Genomic DNA, 20,590 nt, shown 5'->3' with positions numbered 1-20,590 from the left:
CAATTGCCTATTTTTTATTGCGTTTTTCATTCGTTCATTATAGTATTGACTTGAGTTCTTTTTTAAGAACAACTTAGGATATCCTAGTTTTTACGTGCATATACATAATAAAGAGGAGGAGATAATGATGAAACTAGTTTGGAAGATTATGAGTAACGTCATCTCATTTGTTTTATTTGCGTTAATGGTTTTTTTAGCGTTTATTGTCATCTCATCAAAAGCAAGCGGCGGGGATCCGACTGTAATGGGATATCAATTTAAAACAGTACTATCTGGATCGATGGAACCAACATTTTTAACAGGGTCAATTATTGCAATCGAACCAACGAAAGATGGATCTAAATATAAAAAAGACGATGTAATTACTTTTAAAGAAAGCGATAAAAAAATTGTAACTCACCGTATTATTGATGTGAAAAACGTAAATGGGAAAGTAATGTATGAAACGAAAGGTGACAATAATAATGGGCCGGATTTAAAACCAGTCTTAGCAGAAAATGTTATTGGGAAATATGGAAATATTACAGTTCCATATGTGGGATATTTGTTGAATTATGCGAATTCAAAAGCAGGAGCAGCCTTACTTTTAATTATTCCAGGCATATGTTTACTTGGGTACTCTGCAATTTCTATTTTTAGTGCAATCCGTAGCATTGATAGCGAAAAGAAAAAGAAATCTGCAGATGTAGGACAATCTATATAATTCCGTTATTTTCTTCATTTTAGAGATTATAAATATAAAGATATTATTGGGGAAACCTTCAATACCAGTTAATAATGATGCACTTTTGGAGTTATTAAAGGAGAAGGGAATTAAGGCGGGAAACAAGAATACATTTAAAGTGAAATTTGAGTTTGTAGATAATGGAAAAAAATTAAAATCGATTCCAAGGAGATACGCTTGAGCTGAAATGGACATTTGATGCACAGCAAACAGTTGGTAGCGAGAAATAATTATATAAATAGGCTATCAAATTGATAGTCTATTTATATATATTATTTTCGAACTATTATACGGAGATATGTATACGAGAGATTAGATTGATAGAATTAGGTTTTTTACCATGCAAAAAGGCCATATGCCACAAAAATGTAAAAAAATTCTATATTTTTTATTTGATTTTCGGATTTTATTCTATATAATGAAATTATGTTCTTTATAGAGAATTGAATGCGAGTAATGGGAGAGGTTGGAATGATGAAATCATCAAAAAAAATAAAAACAATACTCATGTTACCATGTATGTGTTCAATAGCTTTCTATATGGGATCACAAGTAGTTACGTATACAGAGGCTGCTTTTGTAAATGAGACAAAAATACATTCTACTGTTTCAACTGCAATTGTATTTCCAAAAACGATTGATACTTTGGTGAAAGAAACGCAACAGCATGAGAATTTGATTTTAAATGGAACTGAAGGAATGAATAAGGAAACGCAAGCTGATTCTGTAGAAGTACTCGAACAAAAAGCGCAGCAATGGAGAGAACAGTTTGAAAAAGTGAAAGTGGAACGTGAAGCCTTGCAACACATATATACAGAAATAGAAGATTATTATAAGCAATCAGTAGAAAATGTAAGAGTAAATAATAGCGATTCAAGTAAGCAAGTGCTTCAATATGTACAAGCGGGTTTTACTAAAGTAGGGAGTATTAAGGATAATGTTGATAAGCAAATATCAGTACAAAAAATGGAAGAATTTATTCTAACCCTACAAAAGAAAATAGAAGAGAAAAAAGCGCAACAGGTTAATAACACGTCTGGAAAAACAGAGCAAGAACAAGTCGTACCTTCTTCTGAGCAAAAAGAGTCAAACAGCCAGGAAGAAATAAAGCAACCATCAAACCCTACGCAAGAACAAGTCGTACCTTCTTCTGGGCAAAAAGAGTCAAACAGCCAAGAAGAAACAAAGCAACCATCAAACCCTACACAAGAACAAGTCGTACCTTCTTCTGAGCAAAAAAAATCAAACAAACAAGAAGAAATAAAGCAACCGTCAAACCCTAAACAAGAACAAGTCAATCAAGCTCAATAAGCGAAAAAGACCAATCCAGTATTACAACAGCCTGAAGAGAATAAAGAAGAAGTGCAGAAACAAGATTCAAGCGCTGTACATGAAAACCACTGATTTTTGGGTTATACCTTCTACAAATGTAGAGGTTAACATAAAAAAATGAAGTTCAGGGGGAATATGGAATGGGAATTAAGAAAAAATTAGGAATGGGTGTTGCATCAGCTGCGTTAGGACTATCTTTAATTGGTGGAGGAACATTTGCATACTTTAGTGATAAGGAAGTATCAAATAATACATTTGCAGCAGGTACATTAGATCTTTCTGTAGATCCAACTACGATTATTGATGTTGATAATATTAAGCCAGGGGATAAAATGACACGTGACTTTAAGCTTGTCAATAATGGTTCATTAGATATAAAAACTGTGAAATTATTAACTAATTATAATGTAATAGATTCAAAAGGAGATAATTCAGAAGACTTTGGTAAGCATATCCGTGTGAATTTCTTCTGGAATTGGGATAAATTAAGTGAGCCTATTTTCTCAACGACATTGGCGGATTTAAAGGCTATGTCTCCAGATGCAGTGGAAGAAAGTATTTTTGCAGGTTGGTTTGCTGAAAAAGGTGGTTTGAAGCATGGTGATTCCGATTATCTTTGGGTACAATATGAATTTGTAGATAATAAGCAAGATCAAAATCAATTCCAAGGTGATAAACTTGAGTTGAAATGGACATTTGAAGCAGAACAAACAGAAGGGTCAGAAAAATAATAGGATTGATAGAAAAAAGGTAGGTTTTTCCTGCCTTTTTTTCATACCAATTCTTGTTATATGAGGGATGCACATGAATAAGAAGCGGTTATTTATCATGAGTATATGTCTGATTCTAGTAGTTTTCATTGGTATTACAAAAAATATTGACCAAGTGTATGCAGAGGAGCGGCGAGAAATAGATATAAGTCTTGAGCCCAAAGAAGTACTATTTCATGTTTCAAATATGAAGCCAGGAGACTGGGCAAATCGAAGTATACGTATTAGTAATGAAGGAACAAAGAAATTATCATATAGTATAAAGAGCGAGGCTTCAGAGGGGGCTACGAAATTATATGAAGCTCTTACGGTCACTGTAAAAGATAAACAAGGAGTGCTGTACGAGGGAAGTCTAAAAGAACTTCAAAGTATGGAAAAGCGTACATTAGCAGTTGATAGAACTGACGAGCTTATCTATACGATACATGTTCCTAAAGAGTTAGGGAATGAGTATCAAGGATTACAAACAATAGTAAAATTTATTTTTTATGCAGAGGGACCAACCGGCAATGGTGAGGGTACCGAAAATGAAATGGGAATCAATCAAATGCAACCTCCTGCATCCATAAATTCTAATAGTAACTGGCAGCTACCACGTACAGGTACGCAGCAAAGCAGTATGATTTTAATAGGGTTTGGCTTAGTATGGTGTGGATTATATTTTTATAAAAAGTATATTCAAATGAAGTATCGGAAGGATTAAGTCTTTTTAAGGACGAATAGAGAATAGTTTCAAAATTAATATTATTTTATAGTTGCAATTACACCTATACGTTCTTTATAATGAACATAAGGTAGCTTTTAAAGAACAGATAAATTCAAGGGGTATTGTACATACATTGGCCGTAGAAAAATAACAGGCGTTCTATTGGTTATACCTCTTATCCTACATTAAGAGATAACAATAAAAAAAATAGCTAGGGGGAATTTACAGTGAGTTTAAAGAAAAAATTAGGTATGGGAGTCGCTTCAGCGGCATTGGGATTATCTTTAATCGGTGGAGGAACATTCGCTTACTTTAGTGACAAAGAAGTATCGAACAATACGTTTGCAGCGGGTACATTAGATCTTACTTTGGACCCTCAAACAATTGTAGATATTAAGGACCTTAAACCAGGCGATTCTGTTAAGAAAGAATTCTTATTAAAGAACAGCGGCACGTTAGCAATTAAAGATGTTAAATTAGCAACGAAGTATTCAGTTACAGATGCGAAAGGCGATAACGCTGGGGAAGATTTCGGTAAGCATATTAAAGTGAAATTTATTTGGAACTGGGATAAACAAAGCGAGCCTGTATATGAAACAACATTAGCAGATTTACAAAATGCTGATCCAGATCTTCTAGCAAAAGACATCTTTGCTCCAGAGTGGGGTGAAAAGGGTGGCTTAGAAGCTGGAACAGAAGACTATCTATGGGTACAATTTGTATTTGAAGAAAATGGTCAAGATCAAAATAAATTCCAAGGCGATAAATTAAACTTAGAATGGACATTCAATGCAAACCAAACTGAAGGCGAAGAGAGATAATCAATAAGGAAATAACAGACAAAAAAGCGGGGATTCCCCGCTTTTTTTTGTAACTAAAAAAAGAGTGCCCCCCAGTATGCACTTCTTTTCGTATATATTATTTCTGATTTCTCTTCCATTTTGTAAACTCTAAAAATTCACGAAATTGTTCTTTTGATACACCGGAGTTCATGGCTTCTTTGACGAGATGTGTCCATTCCGAATCCAATTGATTTTCGGATGGTATTTCGTCATGAAGGAGCGTATCCACGGGAATTTGCAGAACATTAGCAATTTTTTCAAGAAATTGAATGGAAGGGTTCTTTTGTAAATTACGTTCAATGGAACTAATATAAGACTTTGCAACACCTGCTTTTTCAGCAAGTTCTGTTAAAGAAATCCCTCTTTGCAACCGAAGGCGTTTTATACGTTCTCCTATCATCTTTGTGCACCTTTCTGTAAGTATGTAGTCGGCTTATGATGTCATTATTATAACACAAATTTCGTTAAAAAGAACGCCTCTGCTAGTTTCTGGTAGGCTGGTTCATACGTTGGAAAAAGTGTTCGATATCTTGAATAGCAATCCCAGCATCTAAAGCTTCAAGCATTAAATCAATCCAATCCTGATCTAGCGTATCTGCCTTTTCTTTGTACAAAGTGTATTCCTCCCTAATATGTAATGAATCGTACAAAATAAACAACCTTTTAAACACATTATAATATTTCGAAAAGTTAATTTGGTAAAAATAATGTTAATTTATTGTATATTTTGTAGGTAAAATCAATAAAAAGTTATTGTTTTGTCATTCTATAAAGAAATTGTAATAGTTTTATCAAAAATTATCAATATCTTCAGAAATAACTGATATATGGAGAAATATTTTTGTGGAAAACATGTAATTTTTACAAAAATGTTACGAAAGTTACAAAATAGCACAAAATCAAACAAAATATTGAAAAATTACTGAATTTTTATTATTATCTAAATATTGGTACATATTTTATTGGGGGAGGAAAAAAGGGATGAAAAAGAAACCGTTTAAAGTGTTATCAACACTTGCTGTAGCAGCTGTTCTTAGTTGCTCATTTGGGGCTGGTAGCCAGTCTGTTTATGCAGAAACACCTGCAAAAACAGTACCTACAAGTCCAATTGATGATCATTTAATTCCAGAAGAGCGCTTAGCTAATGCTCTTAAAAACCGAGGAGTGATTGATTCATCAGCTTCAAATGAAGAAACAAAGAAAGCTGTCGAAAAGTATGTAGAGAAAAAGAAGGGTGACAAACCTGGAAAAGAAGAAACAACTGGGGATTCTGTTACAAAAGAAGCGTCTGATTTCCTGAAGAAGGTTAAAGATGCAAAGGCAGATACAAAAGAAAAATTAGAAACACCAGCAAATGGTAATGGAGCTGGAGCAGTTCCCGCTAAAGGCGCATTAAATGGTAAAGTGCCAACTACTTCTGCAAAGGCAAAAGAGTATAATGGAAACGTTCGTAAAGACAAAGTACTTGTTTTACTTGTAGAGTATGCTGACTTCAAACATAACAATATTGATAAAGAACCTGGTTATATGTATTCTAGTGATTTTAACCAAGAACATTATCAAAAAATGTTATTTGGTGACGAACCATTTGCATTAGATGATGGAAGCAAAATTGAAACATTTAAGAAGTATTATGAGGAACAATCTGGCGGTAGCTATACAGTAGATGGAACAGTTACAAAGTGGTTAACAGTTCCAGGAAAAGCTGCTGATTACGGCGCAGATGCTGGAGATGGTCATGATAATAAAGGACCACTAGGACCTCGTGACCTGATCAAAGATGCATTAAAAGCAGCGGTAGATAGCGGTCTTGATTTATCAGAATTCGATCAATTTGATCAATATGATGTAAATAAAGATGGCAATCAAAATCAACCAGATGGCTTGATTGACCACTTAATGGTTATCCATGCTGGTGTTGGACAAGAAGCTGGTGGTGGCAAATTGGGTGATGATGCAATTTGGTCACATCGTTGGACAGTTGGTCAAAAACCATATGAAATAGAAGGTACAAAATCAAAAGTACCATACTGGAATGGGAAAATGGCAGCGTTTGACTACACAATTGAACCAGAAGATGGAGCAGTTGGTGTATTCGCGCATGAGTATGGTCATGATTTAGGTCTTCCAGATGAGTATGATACAAAATATTCTGGCGGCGGCGAGCCAGTTCAGTCATGGTCTATTATGAGTGGCGGTAGCTGGGCAGGTAAAATTGCTGGAACAACGCCAACAAGTTTCTCTCCGCAAAACAAAGAGTTCTTCCAAAAAACAATTGGTGGAAACTGGGCGAATATTGTGGAATTAGATTATGATAAGTTAAACCGAGGAATTGGTTATGCAACATACTTAGATCAAAGCGTAACAAAAACGGATCGCCCAGGTCTGATCCGTGTTAATTTACCGGATAAAGATGTAAAAGGAATTCAGCCTGCGTTTGGTAAGAAGTACTACTATAGTACAAAAGGTGATGATCTTCATACAACATTAGAAACACCTTTATTTGATTTAACAAATGCAACAAATGCAAAGTTTGATTACAAATCATTATATGAAATTGAAACAGACTATGATCTCTTAGAAGTACATGCAGTAGCAGAAGATGGGTCGAAAACATTAATCGATACAATTGGTAATAAAAATGTAAAAGGTGGTGCAGATACCACTCTTGGAAAATGGGTAGACAAATCTTATGATTTAAGCCAATTTAAAGGTAAGAAAGTGAAGCTTGTATTTGAATATATTACTGATGGTGGTTTAGCATTAGATGGATTTACTCTTGATAATGCAACATTAACAGTAGATGGTAATGTTGTATTCTCTGATGATGCAGAAGGTACACCAAAATTCAAACTAGATGGCTTCGTTGCTTCTACTGGAATTGAAAAGAAAAAGCACAACTACTATGTAGAGTGGAGAAACTCTGCTGGTGCTGATGAAGCGTTAAAATATGCTCGCGGTCCAGTATATAACACAGGTATGGTTGTATGGTATGCAGACTCAAGCTATACAGATAACTGGGTTGGCGTGCATCCAGGATACGGATTCCTTGGTGTAGTTGATTCTCATCCTGAAGCAATTGCAGGAACTTTAAATGGTAAGCCAACATTTAAAGATAGCACACGTTATCAAATTGCTGATGCAGCGTTCTCTTTTGATCAAACACCAGCATGGAAAGTTGTATCACCAACTCGTGGAACATTTGAATACAGTGGACTACCAGGTGTTGCGAAGTTCGACGATTCTAAAGCTTATATTAATAAGCAAATTCCAGATGCAGGACGCATTTTACCAAAACTTGGCCTGAAATTTGAAGTAGTTGGCCAATCGGATGATAAGTCTGCAGGTGCAGTTCGCTTATATCGTTAATTTATGAAGAAGCTGTTGAAGGTTTTCCTTTCAACAGCTTTTTTTATGAGCAAATGTATTTTATATGAAATGCAAACTCGTATATAATTAAACTTTAAGAATAGGAAAATGTTAAGTAAAAGGTGGAATATATATTGAAGAATCAATATAAAACCTTTTTTTAAGGTGGTAGAGAGGATCCGTCCAAGCATAGAAGCGGTCAGATCTTTTTCCTGCCCCATGCCAAGTGAAAACAAAGAGAGAAAATGAGTGTAGGTCACTTTTTGTTTTCATAACAGTAATGTATATGTTGAAATGGCAATATAAATATAGAAGGTGGGGATAGTAGATGGATATCACTTCTATTGTGAACGAGCAAAAGTCATATTTTTATAAAGGTCACACAAGAAATATAGAAGAAAGAAAGCAACATTTAAAAAGATTATATGAAGGGATTCAGCGTTTTGAATCTGATATTTTTCAAGCGTTAAAATTGGATCTAAATAAATCAGATCATGAATCATTTACGACAGAGGTTGGATACGTATTAAAGGAAATTTCATTTTTAGTGAAACATCTTTCTTCATGGAGTAAGCCGAAGCGCGTTCGTACCGCACTTACACATGTTGGTTCGAAAGGAAAAGTGGTTCCAGAGCCTTATGGTGTTACCCTTGTAATGGCTCCGTGGAATTATCCCTTTCAACTTGCGGTTGCACCCCTTGTAGGGGCAATAGCCGCTGGAAACACGGTTGTATTAAAGCCGTCAGAATTGACACCTAATGTTTCTAGTCTTCTTGCAAATATGTTACAAGAGTTATTTCCGGCTGAACTTGTTGCGGTTGTTGAAGGCGGTATTGAGGAGAGTACAGCACTGTTAAAAGAGCCGTTTGATTATATTTTTTTCACCGGTAGCGTTGGAGTGGGTAAAATTGTTATGGAGGCGGCAGCTAAAAGTTTGATTCCCCTTACGTTAGAGCTTGGTGGAAAGAGCCCATGTATTGTGCATAATGATGCAAAGTTAGAAATAGCAGCAAGGCGCATAGTTTGGGGGAAATTCTTGAATGCGGGACAAACATGTGTTGCACCTGATTACATATATGTTCATTCTTCTGTAAAAGAACCATTTATTGAAGCACTACGAATTGAAATTAAAAATCAATATGGCGAAAAACCACTGCAAAATGAAAATTACGTTCGGATTGTCAGTAAACGTCATTTTGAAAGATTACGTTCTTTCTTACAAGATGGTAGGGTTGAAATTGGTGGGAAATATAATGAGGAAACTCTGCATATTGAGCCTAGTATTATAACGAATATTACATGGCAGGATTCCGTTATGGAAGATGAAATTTTCGGTCCAATTTTGCCGATTATAGAGTATGAGAAAATAGAAGACATCGTGGAAAGAATTCAGCGACAACCTAAATCATTAGCTTTATATGTATTTTCAGAGAGTAAAGAAATTCAAAGACAAATTACACGTAATGTCTCATATGGCGGTGGGTGTATAAATGACGTTGTATATCATCTTGCTACGCCATATCTACCCTTTGGTGGTGTTGGGAGCAGTGGATTAGGAAGTTATCATGGAAAACAAAGTTTTCGCACATTTTCACACTATAAAAGCATTTTATCCCAATCTACAGTATTTGATATGAAAATTCGTTATTCTTCTACAAAAAGTGCTTTAAAATTCATACGAAAGTTGTTAAAATGATGATGGTGTTTATCAGTAGGCGTAGCCGTATGATAAAAACCCCTTCTCGCCTGAAGGGGTTTTTCTGTTCGACATATGTATCATGCGAAAATGAATCAAACATACTACATAAAGAATAGATAAGGACGCTGTTAAACAATCGTTTTTGTTTGGATCGAAACAAAAGAATTGATAGAAAACTAATATTTATTCATGAATATAAAGATTAAAAATTTGAGGTAGATAGGACGGGAAAATGAAAAAGATTATTAAAGTTGAAGCAGTAGAAAAACATTTTGGAGATCAAGTGATTATACCACCTCTTTCTTTAGATATTAAAGAAGGAGAATTTTTAACAATTCTTGGACCGAGTGGGTGTGGGAAAACAACGTTACTTCGTATGATTGCAGGTTTTGAAACTCCTACAAAAGGGAATCTCTTACTTGACGAGGATAGAATTAACGATTTACCACCTTATAAGCGTCATATGAACCTAGTGTTCCAGCATTATGCATTATTTCCACATATGACGGTGGAGAAAAATATTTGTTTTGGTATGAAGATGCAAAAAGTATCAGCGGCAGAACAAAAAGAACGTGCAGAAGAAGCGATGCGCTTAACGCAGCTCCTTGAATTCCGTAATCGTAAGCCTGCAAAACTTTCTGGTGGACAACAACAGCGTGTTGCAATTGCAAGAGCAATCGTAAATAATCCGCGTGTGTTATTACTGGATGAACCACTTGGAGCGCTTGATTTTAAGTTGAGAAAAGATTTGCAGCGTGAATTGAAAAATTTGCAGCGTAATTTAGGAATTACGTTCATTTATGTAACACACGATCAAGAAGAAGCAATGAGTATGAGTGATCGAATTGTTGTTATGAATAAAGGACATATTGAGCAAATCGGAACGCCAAAGGAAATTTATAAAGAACCGAAAACATTGTTTGTTGCGACGTTCATTGGTGAAAATAATATTATAAAAAATGGGGAAAGCTACGTAGCAGTGCGCCCTGAAAATGTAAAAATACGTTCGGTTGAGCAACCGATTTTAAAAGAATACCATCTTGGGCATATTGAAGATGTTGAATTTGTTGGAAATATGGAAAAGCTTTATGTACGCGATGAAAAAACATCAGAACTATTAATGGCATATCAAACTGCCGAAGAAGCAGCGCAGTGGAGTATCGGTGATAATGTATATGTAGGCTGGGAGCAAGAGGATGAGGTGACCTTAAATTGAAAAAAGGGAAACTACTCGCGTTACCTACAGTTACATGGTTGCTAATCTTCTTTTTATTTCCGCTTGTATTCGTATTAGCATTTGCGTTCTTACAGCGCGGAGCATACGGGACAGTGGAAATGCAATTTACATTAGATAATATATCGCGCGTGTTTGATCCGTTGTATATGAATACATTATGGGAAACAGTGAAAATTGCAGTTATTACAACAGTACTTTGCTTACTCATTGGTTATCCATTTGCATATACAATTACAATTGTTGATCGTAAATATCGTTCTATTCTTCTATTATTAGCAACGATTCCGTTTTGGATTAACTTTCTTGTGCGCTCATATGCATGGATTGTTATTTTACGTTCACAAGGTCTTGTAAATACATTATTGCTGAAGTTAGGCATTATTAATGAACCTTTAAATTTATTATATAATACACCATCTGTAATATTAGGAATGGTATATTCTTTACTTCCATTTATGATTTTACCAGTGTATGCAGCGATTGAGCAGCTTGATAAACGTAAGTTAGAAGCAGCATATGATCTAGGGGCAACACCAATGAAGGCATTTTGGAATGTGACATTGCCAATGACGATGTCAGGGGTCGCTACTGGTTCGATTCTAGTATTTGTTTCATCTATCGGAATGTTTGTTGTATCAGACGTCATGGGTGGATCAAAAGTAGCATTGATCGGAAACGTGATTCAAAACCAATTCTTAGGTGCGCGTGACTGGCCATTTGGATCTGCATTATCAATTATTGTTGTTCTGTTCTCTGTTCTGTTAATTTACTTATATTATCGTGCGACGAAAGTATATAAATACGGAAACGGAGGGGAATAGACAAAGATGAAGAAGTTTTTAGTATCTTATTCTTGGTTGATTTTATTGTTCTTGTATTTTCCAATGATGGTTCTAATGGTATATTCTTTTAACGATTCGCGTATTAACGCAGAATGGGAAGGATTTACCTTCCATTGGTATACAGATTTGTTTCAAAAGCAAGATGTCATTGATGCATTTGTAAATAGTATTACAATTGCAATCGTGACGACAGTTGTGACAACGGTTCTTGGCGTGATTTTTGCTGTTGCATTACATCGTTATAAATATCGTTTTGAAGGAGCAATTAATGGTCTTGTATATTTACCGATTCTAATTCCGGATATCTTAATGGGATTATCATTACTCATTTTATTTAGTCAAATTGGGATGGAACTTGGACAAGTTACCATTATTATTGCACATATTACATTTAGTATTTCGTTTGTTGTTGTGATTTTAGCAGCACGTCTTTCTGGTATGGGACGTGATTTAGAAGAAGCGGCGAATGATTTAGGTGCAACCCCATGGCAAACGTTTCGTTATGTAACGTTTCCAGGAATTGCACCTGGGGTTATTTCAGCGGCATTATTAACATTTACATTATCAATCGATGATTTTGTGATTAGTTTCTTCGTGTCTGGACCAGGATCAACAACATTGCCATTATATATTTACAGTATGGTGAAACGCGGAGTAACACCTGAAATTAATGCTCTTTCTACAATATTAATTGTTGTTATTGTTGGATTAATGGTTGCATCGGAAATATTCCGTAATAAAGGTGCAGATGGTGAAGAAAACTCTGGAGGACATCTTCCATTATAAGAGAGAATTACAAAGAACGAGGAGGCAATGAATCGATGAAATGGATGAAAACAATAGCTGGTGCAGCAATTAGCTTTAGCCTTGTTGCCGGTGTACTTGCTGGCTGTGGTGAAAAGAAAGAGGAGCTAAATATTTATAGCTGGGCTGATAACTTTGATGAGCAAGTGTTAAAGGATTTTGAAAAAAAATATAACGTGAAAATTAACTATGATAAATACGCAAGTAACGAAGAAATGCTTGCGAAATTACAAGCTGGTGGTGCAAAATATGATTTAATTCAACCGTCAGATTACATGGTTAAAACGATGGCAAAAATGGATTTATTAGAGCCATTGGACAAGAAGAACATTCCAAATGTAAAAAATCTTGTTTCAAATTTTAAAACACCTTCATTTGATCCAGAGAATAAATACTCGCTTGTATACACTTGGGGTGTAACAGGAATTGCTTACAATAAAAAGTATGTAAAAGAAGCGCCAACAAGTTGGAGCGACTTATGGAATGAGAAATATAAAGGACATGTTACTTTATTAAATGATTCTCGTGAAGTGTTAGGAGTGGGTCTGAAAAAGAACGGATTTTCAAACAGCACACAAAATGATGCAGAGTTAAAGACAGCAGCTGCTGACTTGCAAAAATTACTTCCTAACTTACTTGCATTTGATACAGATAATATTAAACAAAAGTTTATTACAGAGGATGCTTGGATTGGAACAGTCTGGTCTGGAGATGCAGCGTTCATTGCAAAAGATAATAAAGATGTAGAGTATGTTGTTCCAAAAGAAGGCGGTACAATTTGGGCGGATACATTAGCAATTCCAAAAGGTGCGAAACATAAAGATCTTGCCGAGAAGTTTATGAACTACTTAATGGATGAAAAAGTAAGTGTAAAAAACTATGAATCCATTGGATATAGTAATCCAAATGAAAAAGCATGGGAACTTCACAGTAAAGAGTATCGTGATAATCATATGATTTTCTTATCGAAAGACGAATTAGCTCGTACAGAGTGGCTTGTTGATGTAGACAATAAATTAAAAGAGTATGATCGTTACTGGACAGAGTTAAAAACAAAAGGAAAATAGAAACAGAGAACTGAATCTTTTAGGTGGGAGAGAGGGTACGGCCGGGCATAGAAGCGGTCGGATCCTTTTTTCGCCCCATGCCGCGTGAAAACAAAGGGAGAAAATGAGTGGAGATTCCTTTTTATTTTCATAGCCGCGATTTATGTGTTGGAAAAACAAACTGGATATATAATAAAATGCGGTTTCTAAATAGGAACCGCATTTTTTCATAATAGGAGGAAAAATTTGAAACGAAAATTACATCGATATGGGCTTGCTTGTATTCTCTTGTTGTTTGCTGCATTTGCTCTCATTGCTTGGAGAGTACAAGCAGATGGTGTAACAACACTTGATATATATGTGAAAGATCTTGTAAGAGGATTACAAACAGAAAGTTCACTTGTGTTTTTTACATATTTTACAAAAATGGGATCTGCAATTGGGATTATAAGCACGCTTATTCTTAGTCTGTTCGTGTTTTGGAAGAAACGTTACTATGCCGCGATGATTGTGTATCCTACGGCCGTGTTAATGACACATCTTGTGAATAAAGGAATAAAAGAAATGATGAAAAGAGATCGTCCGAGCTTAAATGAAGCGCTTGATGCCCTTGGATATAGTTTTCCAAGCGGCCATGCTATGCTATCAATGATTACGTATGGATTTCTTGCTTATATCATTGCTGCAAACGTAAAAAATGTGGCTGGGAAAGTTGTTATTACGATTGCGATGGCATTGCTAATCATATGGATTGGATTAAGTAGGATTATTTTATCTGTACATTATCCGACTGATATTTTAGCTGGCTATTGTTTAAGTGGTATGGCATTAATTATCGCTATTTATTTTCATCGCTTATTTTCGGAGCGATTTGGAACGAATCAAGAGAGATGAGACACGTCCGAAAAGGCTCAGATTACTGGGTTTTTCGGACGTTTTTTCTCATACCAAATTCTCTAATTGATTATGGTAATATGTGCTAAAATATATATAAATCCAAATGAAAAAACCGACATAAACCATTTTTTAGGTGGAAGAGAAGATCCGTCCGTGGATAGAAGCGGTCAGATCCTTTTTCAGCCCCATGCCAAATGAAAACAGAAAGAGAAAACAAGTAGCGGTCACTTTTTGTTCTTCGTCGCAGCAACTTATATGTCGAAAAATTAAAATGGATTTATATAGAAAGATTCACTAATTATATAAAGTAGGTGAAGATGTGTGAAGACAAATGTACATAAAATAGATAAATGGGGGAATTTCGGTAGTTTTCTTTATCAACTTCGCTATACAGTCATAATTACATTAGTTGTGTTAGCGATAGCACTCGGCATTTTCGCACCAAAACTTCCAGGGGTATTAGGGGGCGATGGTTTCCAAACAAAAGGAGACTATCAAACGACAAAAGCAATTTTAGATAAAGATTTTAAACAGTCTCAAGATACGCTCCTTCTTGTTTTCCAGAAGAACAAAGGAATTTCAAAAGAGGATTTTCAAAAAAGAATCGAAGACATTACAACAAGAATTCAAACGAAAGAAACGTATGATTCATTCCATCATCCATTAGAAAATAAAGAAATGTTACAAGACGATATTGCGTATGCGACAATTTTATTTTCCGGGAAAACAAGTAAAGAACGGAATGAAAAGACATTACAATTTGCAAAAGAAATAGAAAAGGAAAATAACGATACTTTGAAAGTATCACCAACAGGTTTTCCAAAGATTAATGAAGAAATTAATGAGCGGACACAAAATGATTTGAAAGTAGCAGAAATGATCGGATTGCCAATTGCCTTTCTTGTACTACTATTTTCATTCGGTAGCTTGCTTGCTTCCATCTTGCCGATTTTAAATGGGGCGCTGAGTGTTATTAGTACAATGGGCATTTTATATTTTATTGGTGTAGATAAAGAGTTATCTATTTTTGTATTAAATGTTGCACCTATGATTGGGCTTGCGCTATCAATTGACTTTGCATTGCTGTTTGTGAATCGGTTTCGAGAGGAAGTGGCATATCGGACAGTAAAAGAGGCGATAGCTGTCACATATCAAACAGCGGGGCGTGCTATTGTATTTTCAGGGTTATGTGTTTTTGTTGGTTTATCCGGTTTGTTTTTCTTTGAAATTGATTATATTCAGTCTGTTGCGATTAGCGGGATGATTGTTGTTGTAATGAGTATGTTATTTTCACTTACACTTCTTCCGGCATTGTTATCGTTAATAGGGAAGCGAATCTTGAAAAGGGATCAAACTGCACCTCGCACTTCAAATATGTGGCGTAAGTTCGCTCAATTTGTTATGAAGCATCCTATTATGATGATTATAGTTGTTACATTGTTTATTATTGTCTGTTTGTTGCCGCTTCGCACTGCTAATCTGCAATTTCCTGGTGTAGAAGCATTGCCAGAGAAAAGTGATACACGAATTGCATATGAAAGGTATGAAGAGTCATTTAACAAAATTGTAAAAACACATGCCGATGTTACACTAGTACTAGAGATGAAAAGTAATGTCATAGAGAAAGAAAATTTACAGAAGTTAGAAGATGTTATTCAAAAACTGAAAAAAGATAAGCATGTATATAAAGTAAAAAGTCTATATGACGAACTAAACGGTATGAAACCTGAACAGCTTGCTACATTGTTACAATCCCCACAGCGTACGCAAGTGGAACCTGTACTGGAAGCATATACAAAAGGAAATAAAACAACTCTTCAAATTTCCTTGGATACAAAGCCGAGAACGGAAACTGCGAAGCAATGGGTTCGTGATTTTAAAGACACGTATAAAGATGACAGTATTACGTATTATTTAGGTGGTATGACAACATTTCAACAAGAGTTAGAGGATGAAATTAAAGATAAAGTTGTGGTTGGGATGTCCGTCATATTCGGTTCCACTTTCTTTATTTTGCTCTTTGCATTCCGATCTATACTTATTCCAATTAAGGCCATTGTGATGAATGTACTTAGTTTAAGCGCAACCATTGGTATTGTGATTTGGCTATTTGAAGGTGGGCATTTTGGATTGGAAGAAAGTTCAGTTTTATTCGTGTTACCAATCTTTATATTCGGCCTTGTGTTCGGTTTAAGTATGGATTATGAAGTATTTCTTATTTCTCGTATTCATGAATTGTATGAAGAGACAGGAGATAATGATACGGCAACGTTAGAAGGACTTGTATCAACGAGTCGTATCATTACATCAGCTGCCCTCATTATGATTGTTGTAACAGGAGCATTTGCATTTACTGATATTTTACCAGTAAAGCAAATGGGACTCGGTGTGGCACTTGCTATTTTTCTTGATGCAACAATAATTCGACTTATGCTTGTACCAAGTTTAATGAAAATGTTCGGAGATTGGAACTGGTGGCTGCCGTTCCGAAAGAAAAAAGTAAAATCATCGGATTAAAAAAGCGCTCATCTTGTAGAGAGACCACTGAAAAACGGAAGTTTTTCAGTGGTCTTTTTTGATCCGCCATTCTTTCCATATATATTCATTTTGATTTACTGACATATCAATCGCAGATATGAACACAAAAGTGGATCTTCTCTCATTTCCTCTCTCACCCAAAAAGAAAAGTTTTTTAGCAGTTTCTCTTATAGGATGAGCGCTTTTTTTTATGAATAGCATCACCCTCTTTTTGCAAATAGTATGTGGTAAGAACAATACATATAAAAGCAGGTGAAGACAATGTTTCGCTATTTTAAATTTAAGTTAAATGATACTGTACAGTTTGCAGAAAATGATGGGCACATGTATCGCATTGTCGGCTATAGACTAGAAAAAGGGTTTTACCCAAAAGATGAATGGACTCATATTATTTATGAATTACTGAGGGAATTTGATGGGTACACAATGGATGCTGAAGAAGAGGAACTTGTGAAAGTAATTCAAGTGGAGGAAGAATATTATAAAATACATGAGATGTCCGGTTATCGGTACCCGGTGAAAATGAAATCGAAGCCAAAAGTTTCTCAGGAAGAAACGATAGATGATTTATTAGATGCTTACAATGACTATAAGCGATTAGCAGATTTTTTTAAAGATTTATCTTATGAGCAAAAAGCAGAACAAATGTTACGAGAAATGAAGAAATTACGTGCTTAGAGGGCAGTCTATGCAATAGACTGTCTTTTGCTTTAAACAATGCATAATGAATCATTTTCCGTTACAATAGTAGAATCAATAGAAATAAGGTGGATAAAGCATGGAAATGAAAAGAAAGGGAGAATGGTGTGAAATTACGGTTCCTGCTAAATGGAGCGGTATCAGCATTGATTCTTTGTTAAAAGAAGAATGGGGCGTCCCAAAAAAACTATTACATCAACTTCGTATGGAAAAAGGTATCATCGTCAATGGAGAACGAAAACGATGGAGTGAACCTTTAGCAGAAGGAGATAAATTGCAAGTTCATATGTTTATCCAGGAAGAATATGGTGTCCAGCCGGAGTTCGGTGATTTAGAAGTGATATTTGAAGACGATCACGTATTAATTGTAAATAAACCTGCGCATATGGATACGCATCCTTCTAGCAAAGGTGGAACAGGAACACTTGCAAACCTTGTTGCTTTTCATTTACAAATGCAAGGTGTGGAGACGAAAGTACGGCATATTCATCGATTAGATAAAGATACAACGGGTGGCGTTGTATTTGCAAAACATGGGATAGCTGGTGCTATTATGGATCGGTTATTAATGGAGCGTAACATTAAAAGAACGTATTTGGCATTGGTGGAAGGGAAAGTAAAAAAGAAGCAAGGGATAATTGACGCAGCGATTGGAAGAGATCGACATCATGCAACAAGACGCCGAGTTTCTTTAAAAGGCGATCAAGCGGTAACGCATTATCGGGTAGAGAAATATTTTAAGCATCAAGATGTAACGCTTGTAACGTTACAATTAGAGACAGGAAAAACACATCAAATTCGCGTTCATATGAGTCATAGTGGTCATCCACTAATTGGTGATACGTTATATGGTGGACAATCCACATATATGTCAAGTCAAGCCTTACATGCTATGCGGATTGCATTTTTACATCCAATTACAAAAGAGGAGATAACAGTAGAGGTTCCACTTCCTAGCTATTTAAATAACATCATGAAATCTTTCCAAACGTCGAACAAGTAAAGTTTTTTTGTTTAGTTGAGAAAGATATTTTTTGCAGGAAATTTTTTGTGAAAATCGAAGCCGTAAATAGAAAAGAGAGGTGAAGATTACTTGGTAAGATATAAATATATTATGGGTATATTTTTTGCTGGCCTTCTATTTACGTTGTTTCTATATCCAAATTTACCGAATTATCTAGCGGTGCACTGGAATCAGAATGGTGAGCCAAATGAATATGCGAGGAAGCAAGTGGTGGTATTATTTATTCCTTATCTTATTGTTTTTTTTCATGGTCTGTTGTATATAATCTCACATTACGTATATAAGTTTAATGAGAATGACCACTATATTGTGATGAGATTTAAAGAGAATGTATCGCTATTTTTATTGTTTATTCATATGTTTATTCTTGCTATTGGCACTGGAATAGATATACCATTTCAAACGGGTCTTATAATAGGGATTAGCGCGTTTCTTTTTATGGTTAGTAAAGGATTTAAAAAAGGAAGAAAAAAAGAAGAGGAGCCGATTGTGTTACAGAAAATACGTTTGTTTAGTCAGCGTATTTTTCAATACATGTCGCTTATCATATTAATTTGTTTGTTTTTGAAACTACAATGGGGATTGTATCTACTAATCGGTGTGATTAGCTGTGGGTCTATTGCTTTTATGTGTTGTATTTTGTATTCATATATACTAGAAAATTATGAAACATAAAGTAAAACTTTAATCAGTGGGGGCTTCTTTATCTCCTCCCGCTGATTATCGGCCCTCACCAATCGAGCTTTTCCGGGCAGTTGATCCCAAAAGCTAACGTCTTGTTTTCGCTGAATTTTGAGGTGGGGGTCTTACTGCTCGCGAATAGAGGCAAAAAAGGAGTCTTCTATAATAGGAGACTCCTTATATATATAAGTCCATTTTGATTTTCCAATATATAAGTCGCGGCTATGAAGACCAAAAGGAGACCTGCACTCATTGTCTCCTTTTGGTTTCACATGGCATGGGACAGAAAAAGGATCTGACCGCTTCTATGTGCGGCCAGATCCTCTCTCCCCCTCTAAAAAGAAAGGTTTTAATTCATATACTTACTTCGTAATAAATTGTTGTGTCCAGTAGTTTCCACTTTCAACATAACCAACACCGATGTGAGTGTAACCGCTATTTAAAATATTTGCACGGTGACCTTCACTATTCATCCAAGCTTGTACAACTTCTTCTGGTGTACGTTGGCCTTGTGCGATGTTTTCACCTGCAGATTTATAAGAAATACCGAACTTCTTCATCATATCGAATGGAGATCCGTATGTTGGGCTATTATGATCGAAGTAGTTATTTTTTTGCATATCTTCAGATTTAGCACGTGCAACTTTACTTAATTCAACGTCAACTTTTAATGCTGGTAAGCCTTGTTTTGCACGCTCAGCATTTGTTAATTCAACAACGCGTTGTTCAAATTCGCTTAAAGAGCCTTTTGCTTCTTCAGCTGGCTTATTTTCAGCCGGTTTTTGTGCTTCATTGTTATTAGTATTGTTGTTGTTGTTGTTGTTGTTGTTTTCAGCTGGCTTTTGAGCCTCTGGTTTTGCTGTTTCTTCAGCCGGTTTTTGTTCTACCGGTTTAGTAGTTTCTGGTTTAGTAACCTCTGGTGTAGTAGGTACGTTTGGTTGCTGACCAGGAATGAAGCAGTTCCCTTGTTGGAATTTTACTTGATTCCATTGTGCTAGAGAGTTAATTCCCATAGATTGTAAGTATTTTTGTAATTCTTGTTGATTCATATGTTGCATAAAGACTTTAGAATGCTGAATATTCTGAACTTTTATTGTGGATGATTGTACCGTTGCTGCCTCGGCACTAAGAGTAGATGCTCCGAATGTAAATGCAGTTGCTGCTGCTACAGATAATAAAACACGCTTTTTCATGATATGTGTCCCCCTATGTAAAAGTTTTTTAACTGTTCTCACACAGATTTATTTTTGACAGCCTGTCCGACTGACAAATTCATCGTAGCATACAAATTGCCGGAAAAAAGATGGAAAAAAATACATAGACTATAAAATTACCTATTTTATCCTAGATTTAAATAAGAGATGAAATGCGAGAAAACTA

At 35.5% G+C, this 20,590-nt stretch carries 20 protein-coding genes; 17 read left to right on the top strand and 3 right to left on the bottom strand.

Features of this window, described 5'->3' with window-relative positions; genetic code table 11:
• Nucleotides 1-127 precede the first annotated feature (127 nt).
• The 6 genes from sipW to calY all read left to right on the top strand — a co-directional run bounded on the left by sipW (nucleotide 128) and on the right by calY (nucleotide 4,353).
• Nucleotides 128-703 (top strand): signal peptidase I SipW, encoded by a 576-nt coding sequence (gene sipW, locus ORL93_RS23270; protein WP_097794756.1) that lies wholly within the window; start codon nucleotides 128-130, stop codon nucleotides 701-703.
• Between the two features lie 203 nt (nucleotides 704-906).
• On the top strand, nucleotides 907-954 hold the full coding sequence (locus ORL93_RS31585) for a hypothetical protein (RefSeq protein ID WP_371388584.1): 48 nt from the start codon (nucleotides 907-909) through the stop codon (nucleotides 952-954).
• Between the two features lie 244 nt (nucleotides 955-1,198).
• Nucleotides 1,199-2,035 (top strand): DUF4047 domain-containing protein, encoded by an 837-nt coding sequence (locus ORL93_RS23260; RefSeq protein ID WP_240516944.1) that lies wholly within the window; start codon nucleotides 1,199-1,201, stop codon nucleotides 2,033-2,035.
• Nucleotides 2,036-2,196: 161 nt separating this feature from the next.
• The gene (locus tag ORL93_RS23255; protein ID WP_006094072.1) at nucleotides 2,197-2,787 is read left to right on the top strand and encodes a CalY family protein; all 591 of its coding nucleotides are present in this window, start codon (nucleotides 2,197-2,199) and stop codon (nucleotides 2,785-2,787) included.
• Between the two features lie 73 nt (nucleotides 2,788-2,860).
• A complete protein-coding gene (locus ORL93_RS23250; protein WP_265959576.1) occupies nucleotides 2,861-3,529 on the top strand; it encodes a TasA family protein in 669 nt (222 codons plus the stop codon).
• A 230-nt stretch (nucleotides 3,530-3,759) separates the two neighbouring features.
• Nucleotides 3,760-4,353 carry a biofilm matrix protein CalY gene (gene calY, locus ORL93_RS23245; protein ID WP_003196030.1) on the top strand — a complete coding sequence of 198 codons (594 nt, stop codon included), beginning with the start codon at nucleotides 3,760-3,762 and terminating at the stop codon, nucleotides 4,351-4,353.
• A 97-nt stretch (nucleotides 4,354-4,450) separates the two neighbouring features.
• Here the strand turns inward: calY and ORL93_RS23240 are convergent, their stop codons facing one another.
• Together ORL93_RS23240 and ORL93_RS23235 are read right to left on the bottom strand one after the other, a co-directional pair.
• Complete coding sequence (locus ORL93_RS23240) at nucleotides 4,451-4,774, bottom strand: helix-turn-helix domain-containing protein (RefSeq protein WP_003196031.1); 324 nt, start codon at nucleotides 4,772-4,774, stop codon at nucleotides 4,451-4,453.
• 82 nt (nucleotides 4,775-4,856) lie between these two features.
• On the bottom strand, nucleotides 4,857-4,988 hold the full coding sequence (locus ORL93_RS23235; RefSeq protein ID WP_003196032.1) for an anti-repressor SinI family protein: 132 nt from the start codon (nucleotides 4,986-4,988) through the stop codon (nucleotides 4,857-4,859).
• A gap of 367 nt (nucleotides 4,989-5,355) precedes the next feature.
• On the opposite strand from ORL93_RS23235, the gene ORL93_RS23230 reads away from it, so the two are divergent.
• The 11 genes from ORL93_RS23230 (at nucleotide 5,356) to ORL93_RS23180 (ending at nucleotide 19,204) form a co-directional block, all read left to right on the top strand.
• Nucleotides 5,356-7,743 (top strand): immune inhibitor A domain-containing protein, encoded by a 2,388-nt coding sequence (locus tag ORL93_RS23230; protein ID WP_006094074.1) that lies wholly within the window; start codon nucleotides 5,356-5,358, stop codon nucleotides 7,741-7,743.
• A 328-nt stretch (nucleotides 7,744-8,071) separates the two neighbouring features.
• On the top strand, nucleotides 8,072-9,439 hold the full coding sequence (locus tag ORL93_RS23225) for an aldehyde dehydrogenase (RefSeq protein WP_265959575.1): 1,368 nt from the start codon (nucleotides 8,072-8,074) through the stop codon (nucleotides 9,437-9,439).
• A gap of 235 nt (nucleotides 9,440-9,674) precedes the next feature.
• Complete coding sequence (gene potA / locus ORL93_RS23220; RefSeq protein WP_006094076.1) at nucleotides 9,675-10,658, top strand: spermidine/putrescine ABC transporter ATP-binding protein PotA; 984 nt, start codon at nucleotides 9,675-9,677, stop codon at nucleotides 10,656-10,658.
• A complete protein-coding gene (gene potB / locus ORL93_RS23215) occupies nucleotides 10,655-11,500 on the top strand; it encodes a spermidine/putrescine ABC transporter permease PotB (protein WP_018764143.1) in 846 nt (281 codons plus the stop codon). The genes potA and potB overlap by 4 nt, the downstream gene beginning before the upstream one ends.
• 6 nt (nucleotides 11,501-11,506) lie before the next feature.
• Nucleotides 11,507-12,307 (top strand): spermidine/putrescine ABC transporter permease PotC, encoded by an 801-nt coding sequence (gene potC, locus ORL93_RS23210; RefSeq protein WP_003206425.1) that lies wholly within the window; start codon nucleotides 11,507-11,509, stop codon nucleotides 12,305-12,307.
• 35 nt (nucleotides 12,308-12,342) lie between these two features.
• On the top strand, nucleotides 12,343-13,392 hold the full coding sequence (locus ORL93_RS23205) for a polyamine ABC transporter substrate-binding protein (RefSeq protein ID WP_003196038.1): 1,050 nt from the start codon (nucleotides 12,343-12,345) through the stop codon (nucleotides 13,390-13,392).
• A 225-nt stretch (nucleotides 13,393-13,617) separates the two neighbouring features.
• Complete coding sequence (locus ORL93_RS23200) at nucleotides 13,618-14,265, top strand: phosphatase PAP2 family protein (protein ID WP_006094077.1); 648 nt, start codon at nucleotides 13,618-13,620, stop codon at nucleotides 14,263-14,265.
• 324 nt (nucleotides 14,266-14,589) lie between these two features.
• Entirely contained in the window at nucleotides 14,590-16,785 is a 2,196-nt protein-coding gene (locus ORL93_RS23195; RefSeq protein WP_097794753.1) for an MMPL family transporter, read from the top strand.
• Between the two features lie 282 nt (nucleotides 16,786-17,067).
• Nucleotides 17,068-17,484, top strand: coding sequence for a hypothetical protein (locus ORL93_RS23190; protein ID WP_003206419.1), 417 nt, complete (start codon nucleotides 17,068-17,070; stop codon nucleotides 17,482-17,484).
• 100 nt (nucleotides 17,485-17,584) lie between these two features.
• Nucleotides 17,585-18,508 carry an RluA family pseudouridine synthase gene (locus tag ORL93_RS23185; RefSeq protein WP_003196042.1) on the top strand — a complete coding sequence of 308 codons (924 nt, stop codon included), beginning with the start codon at nucleotides 17,585-17,587 and terminating at the stop codon, nucleotides 18,506-18,508.
• Between the two features lie 90 nt (nucleotides 18,509-18,598).
• Nucleotides 18,599-19,204, top strand: coding sequence for a DUF1648 domain-containing protein (locus ORL93_RS23180; RefSeq protein WP_097794752.1), 606 nt, complete (start codon nucleotides 18,599-18,601; stop codon nucleotides 19,202-19,204).
• Nucleotides 19,205-19,572: 368 nt separating this feature from the next.
• Here ORL93_RS23180 and ORL93_RS23175 read toward each other — a convergent pair whose 3' ends face one another.
• Nucleotides 19,573-20,403: a CAP domain-containing protein gene (locus tag ORL93_RS23175; RefSeq protein WP_265959573.1), complete on the bottom strand. Its 831-nt coding sequence runs from the start codon at nucleotides 20,401-20,403 to the stop codon at nucleotides 19,573-19,575.
• Nucleotides 20,404-20,590 lie beyond the last annotated feature (187 nt).

This window comes from Bacillus sp. DHT2, from assembly GCF_026241455.1.
GTDB lineage: Bacteria > Bacillota > Bacilli > Bacillales > Bacillaceae_G > Bacillus_A > Bacillus_A pseudomycoides.
This window is presented reverse-complemented; position numbering and strand designations above follow the sequence as displayed.